Raw genomic sequence first — 4,685 nt, 5'->3', positions numbered from 1 at the left:
CGCCGGGATCGGGGCCCAGGGCACGATCGAGTCGGAGCAGTACGGCGGAGCGTTGCGGTGAACCCGTAGCGCTCCGCCATCCGGTCCGAACCCGCAGTTCCATTCGCCTCACCGAGACAGGAACCCCTCGAATGTCCACTCCTTCTCGTCGCCGAGCACGACGGGCCGGCCGAGGTCGTCGCGCACACGATGCACCTGCTCGCGACGCAGCGCGACGGCGCCTCGCCGGGCGCCGACTGACCGGGTCCTCGACGGGTCCTCGCGAGATGCTTGTCGGGCCGCCGCGCGCGCGTACTGTCGAGGAATGGCGAACCTCAGCGAGAGACTGGCTGCGTTGGTGCCCACGTGGGGCGCGAAGATGGCGTACGGCGAACGCACCACGTTGGGCGGGCATGAACTCGTGCCCGTCGCACTCATCGTCTTCGGGTTCGGCGGCGGCGAGGGTTCCGGCGAAATGCCGGAGGGCGGCTCCTCCCCGGCGGGCAGGGGTGAGGGCAGCGGGGGTGGCGGCGGTGGCTACGTGGTGCCGATCGGAGCCTACGTCGGCGGTCCCGACGGGCTGAAGTTCCGACCCAACCCCGTCGCGGTGCTGATGGTCGCCGTTCCGCTGGTGTCCGCGGTCGGCTGGGCGGTGGCGCGGATATCCGGCGCAGGCACTGGGCGCCGCGGTGGCAACTGACTGACCCGCTCGGGCCTCGGCGATCGCCAGGGACGGAACGTGAGCATCGTCGGCGGCCGGTATCGGCATGGATTACGCCGCGTGATCGCGCGGCGCACCGACGAGCCGGGTCGCGCGGCGACGCCACTCGAACTGCTGTTCGACCTCACGTTCGTCGCGGCGTTCGGGGTCGCGGGGAATGAGCTCGCGCACGGGATCGCACTCGGGCACTGGGCCACGGCGACCGTGGCGTTCACGTTCGCCATGTTCGCCGTCGTGTGGGCGTGGGTCAACGTCACGTGGTTCGCCTCGGCGTTCGACAACGACGACTGGCTGCACCGGCTGCTGACGATGGTGGAGATGACGGGCGTCATCGTGCTCGCGATCGGCCTGCCTCCGCTGTTCGCCTCCATCGAGCGGGGCGAGGTCCTCGACAACCGGGTCATGGTCGCCGGCTACGTCATCATGCGCGTCGCCCTCATCCTTCAGTGGTGGCGTGCGGTGCGCGGCGAGCCGCGGTACCGGGCGCTGGCGTCGACGTACGCGATGTTCGTGGGAGGTGCCCAGATCGGCTGGGTGCTCGTGGCGATCCTCCCGCTCACGACCGTGGTGGCGCTGTTGGCCGCCGCCGCCCTGTTCGCCCTGGAGGCGCTGGGTCCGCTCGTCGCCGAGCGGCGCGGCGCGCGGAACAACGGCGGATCCACCCCGTGGCATCCGCACCATCTCGCCGAGCGATTCGCGCTGCTGATCATCATCGCCCTGGGCGAGACGGTGTTCGGAACGCTCGCGTCCGCGAATGAGATCTCGGCGGTCGGGGGGTGGACCGTCGACGCCGTCGTGGTCGTCGGGGCGGGCATCGCGATGTCGTTCGCGCTGTGGTGGACGTACTTCCTCGTGCCGCACGCCCCGGCACTCCAGGCACGACGGGAGAAGACGATCCCCTGGGTGTACGGACATCTCGTCCTCTACGCCGCGATCGCCGCCGTGGGAGCGGGCCTCCATGTCATCGGTTCGGCCTACGACCCCGAGCTCGCCGTCGACGCCACGACGGTCGTGGCATCCATCGCCGTCCCGGTCATCGTGTTCATGATCGTGCGCTCGCTGCTGCAGGCGTGGCTCGTGTCGGCGCCCCCGCGGGATGGCGTGGTGCAGGCGGCCGCCGCGGTGCTCCCGGTGATCGCGGTCGCGCTCGCGGCGTTCGGCGTGCCCGTGTCGGCGTGCCTGCTCGTCGTGCTGGCGTCGCCCCTGTCGATCGTCATCTCGTTCGAGCTCGGCGGGTGGCGGTCGCTTGACGCCCAGCTGGGGCGGGTCGTCGACAGCGCAGGTCGAACGACTCGGGAGGCCTAGCCCTTGGAGTGCGAGATCGCGGCCAGGAGGCCGTTCACGAAGCCGGCGGAGTCGTCGGTGGAGAGCACCGTCGCCGCCTCGACCGCCTCGGAGATGGCGACGGCGTCGGGCACCTCGTCGTTGTAGAGGATCTCCCATGCGCCGATGCGCAGCAGTGCCCGGTCGACCGCGGGCATGCGCTCGAGCGTCCACCCGCGCGAGTGGGTCGTGATGAGCTCGTCGATCTCGTCGCCGTGGTCGACGATGCCGTCGACGATCTCGCGCGCGTAGAGCCACGACGCCTGTCGCTCGGGCTCGCTCACGGCACGCTCGGCCTCGACCACGAGCACCTGCTCGACGGGCACCTGGCGCATGTCGGCCGAGTACAGCATGTCGAGGGCGCGCTTGCGCGCCTTCGTACGAGCGCTCACTAGTTCACGCGGCCGAGGTAGTCGCCCGTGCGGGTGTCGACCTTGACCTTCGTGCCGGTCTCGAGGAAGAGCGGCACCTGGATCTCGTAGCCGGTCTCGACCGTGGCCGGCTTGGTGCCGCCGGTCGAGCGGTCGCCCTGCAGGCCGGGCTCGGTGTAGGTGATCTCGAGCACCACCGATGCGGGCAGGTCGATGTAGAGCGGGTTGCCGTTGTTGAGCGCGATCGTCACGGCCTGGTTCTCGAGCATGAAGTTCGCGGCGTCGCCGACGACGGTCGCCGGCACGGTGACCTGGTCGTAGTCGGTCGCGTCCATGAACACGAAGCCCTCGCCGTCGTTGTAGAGGTACGTGAAGTCACGACGGTCGACGTTCTCGATGTCGATCTTCGCGCCGGCGTTGTACGTGCGGTCGACCACCTTGCCGGTCACGACGTTCTTCAGCTTGGTGCGGACGAACGCGCCGCCCTTGCCGGGCTTGACGTGCTGGAACTCGATGACGCTCCAGAGCTGGCCGTCGATGTTGAGGACGACGCCGTTCTTGATGTCAGCGGTGCTTGCCATGGAGGTGTTTCCGATCGATCGAGGGAAGTCAGAGGGCGCGCGGCATTTCGCGTGCGACTGATCGAGTGTAGTCGACTCAGTCGCGCGACCGCAGGACCCAGTCGATCGCCAGCCGGTAGGAGTCGGCCCCGAATCCGGCGATGACGCCGGTCGCGACGCCCGAGATGACGCTCGTGTGGCGGAACGTCTCGCGCGAATGGGGGTTCGAGAGGTGGACCTCGACGAGGGGCACGCCCGCCTGCGCGAGCTGTGCGGCGGCATCGCGCAGTGCGTAGCTGTAGTGCGTGAACGCCGCCGGGTTCAGCACGACGGGCAGGCGACGGTCGACGGCCTCGTGGATCCACCCGATGAGCTCGGCTTCGTCGTCGGTCTGCCGCAGGTCGAGCTCGACGTCGTCGGGCACGGATGCCGCGAGCCCGGCGCCGATGTCGGCGAGGGTCTCGCTCCCGTACACCTCGGGCTCGCGGGTGCCGAGGCGACCCAGGTTCGGTCCGTTGAGCACGAGGATCGTCGTCATGCCGAAACTCTAGCGCCGCGGCATCCGTCGGCCCGACCTCGCGGACCTGCCGGACGAGCGGTCACGAGGCGATCTCCTGGTAGGCCGCGAACAGCAGCGACTGGTCGGGGGCGAGCATCACCGTCGGCTTCGCGAGGTCGTCGAGCACGATGAACCGGAGCTGCCCGGCCCGGGCCTTCTTGTCGCGCTGCATGGTGGCGAGGAGCGTGTTCCAGCGGCCGGCGGGATAGCTCGTGGGGAGCCCGAGCAGGTCGAGCACGCGCTTGTGCCGGTCGGCCACCTCATCGGAGAGCCGGCCGGACAGGCGGCCGAGCTCAGCGGCGAATGCCAGCCCCACCGAGACGGCGGCACCATGCCGCCATTGGTACCGCTCGGCGTGCTCCACGGCGTGGCCCAGCGTGTGCCCGTAGTTGAGGATCTCGCGCAGCCCCTGCTCGGTGAAGTCCTCGGAGACGACCTCGGCCTTCATGTGGATCGCGAGCTCGACGACGCGGCGGAACTCGGGCGACGTCGGATCGGTCGCCCGGTCGGGATCGGCCTCGATGAGGTCGAGGATCTCGGGATAGCGGATGAACCCCGCCTTCACGATCTCGGCGAATCCGGCGAGGATCTCGTTGCGCGGCAGGGTGTCGAGCAGCTCGAGGTCGCACAGCACCGCAGCGGGTGCATGGAAGACGCCGACGAGGTTCTTGCCCTCGTTCGTGTTGATGCCCGTCTTGCCGCCGACGGCCGCGTCGACCATGCCGAGCACGGTGGTGGGCAGCTGCACGATGCGCACGCCTCGAAGCCAGGTGCCGGCCACGAAGCCCGCGAGGTCGGTGATCGCACCGCCCCCCAGCCCGACGACGGCGTCGCTCCGGGTGAAGTCGGCCTGTCCGAGGATCTGCCAGCAGAACGCCGCGACCTCGACCCGCTTGCCGGCCTCGGCGTCGGGCACCTCGGCGAGCAGCACCTCGAAGCGGTCGGAGAGCTCTTCACGCAGCGCCGCGGCCCGCGCGCCGAGCGTGGGGGCGTGCACGATGAGGACCTTGCGCACCGCCGAGCCGAGCGCGTCGCCGAGCTCCGCGGCCACGCCCCGGCCGACCACGACGTGATATCCCGACTCGCCGCCGACCGGGATCACCGTGCGTGTCTCGCCTGCCGTCATCGTGCTCCTCCGAACCGCTCGGTGATGTCCTCGACGATGCGTGCGA

Annotated in this window: 6 protein-coding genes; 2 read left to right on the top strand and 4 right to left on the bottom strand. The window is 70.0% G+C overall.

Annotated elements, in window-relative coordinates:
• Positions 1 to 304 precede the first annotated feature (304 nt).
• Positions 305 to 679 carry a hypothetical protein gene (locus tag GH736_RS17610; protein ID WP_159605642.1) on the top strand — a complete coding sequence of 125 codons (375 nt, stop codon included), beginning with the start codon at positions 305 to 307 and terminating at the stop codon, positions 677 to 679.
• Between the two features lie 81 nt (positions 680 to 760).
• On the top strand, positions 761 to 2,005 hold the full coding sequence (locus GH736_RS17605; RefSeq protein ID WP_159605640.1) for a low temperature requirement protein A: 1,245 nt from the start codon (positions 761 to 763) through the stop codon (positions 2,003 to 2,005).
• Here GH736_RS17605 and nusB read toward each other — a convergent pair.
• From nusB to aroB, 4 genes are all read right to left on the bottom strand, one after another.
• Positions 2,002 to 2,415 carry a transcription antitermination factor NusB gene (gene nusB, locus GH736_RS17600; RefSeq protein WP_159605639.1) on the bottom strand — a complete coding sequence of 138 codons (414 nt, stop codon included), beginning with the start codon at positions 2,413 to 2,415 and terminating at the stop codon, positions 2,002 to 2,004. The two genes, GH736_RS17605 and nusB, sit on opposite strands and share 4 nt — an antisense overlap.
• On the bottom strand, positions 2,415 to 2,975 hold the full coding sequence (gene efp, locus GH736_RS17595; protein ID WP_159605637.1) for an elongation factor P: 561 nt from the start codon (positions 2,973 to 2,975) through the stop codon (positions 2,415 to 2,417). Before efp ends, nusB begins: the two co-directional genes overlap by 1 nt.
• A 76-nt stretch (positions 2,976 to 3,051) precedes the next feature.
• Positions 3,052 to 3,492: a type II 3-dehydroquinate dehydratase gene (locus GH736_RS17590; RefSeq protein WP_159605635.1), complete on the bottom strand. Its 441-nt coding sequence runs from the start codon at positions 3,490 to 3,492 to the stop codon at positions 3,052 to 3,054.
• A gap of 61 nt (positions 3,493 to 3,553) precedes the next feature.
• Positions 3,554 to 4,639, bottom strand: coding sequence for a 3-dehydroquinate synthase (gene aroB / locus GH736_RS17585; protein ID WP_159605633.1), 1,086 nt, complete (start codon positions 4,637 to 4,639; stop codon positions 3,554 to 3,556).
• Between the last annotated feature and the right edge of the window lie 46 nt (positions 4,640 to 4,685).

Origin of the sequence: Agromyces humi (assembly GCF_009720255.1) — a bacterium.
GTDB classification, from domain to species: domain Bacteria; phylum Actinomycetota; class Actinomycetes; order Actinomycetales; family Microbacteriaceae; genus Agromyces; species Agromyces humi.
This window is presented reverse-complemented; position numbering and strand designations above follow the sequence as displayed.

Excerpts from the sequence above, each read along its gene's own strand:
- GH736_RS17610 (WP_159605642.1), top strand. The coding sequence starts at position 305 with ATGGCGAACCTCAGCGAGAGACTGGCTGCGTTGGTGCCCACGTGGGGC.
- efp (WP_159605637.1), bottom strand. The coding sequence starts at position 2,975 with ATGGCAAGCACCGCTGACATCAAGAACGGCGTCGTCCTCAACATCGAC.
- GH736_RS17590 (WP_159605635.1), bottom strand. The coding sequence starts at position 3,492 with ATGACGACGATCCTCGTGCTCAACGGACCGAACCTGGGTCGCCTCGGC.
- aroB (WP_159605633.1), bottom strand. The coding sequence starts at position 4,639 with ATGACGGCAGGCGAGACACGCACGGTGATCCCGGTCGGCGGCGAGTCG.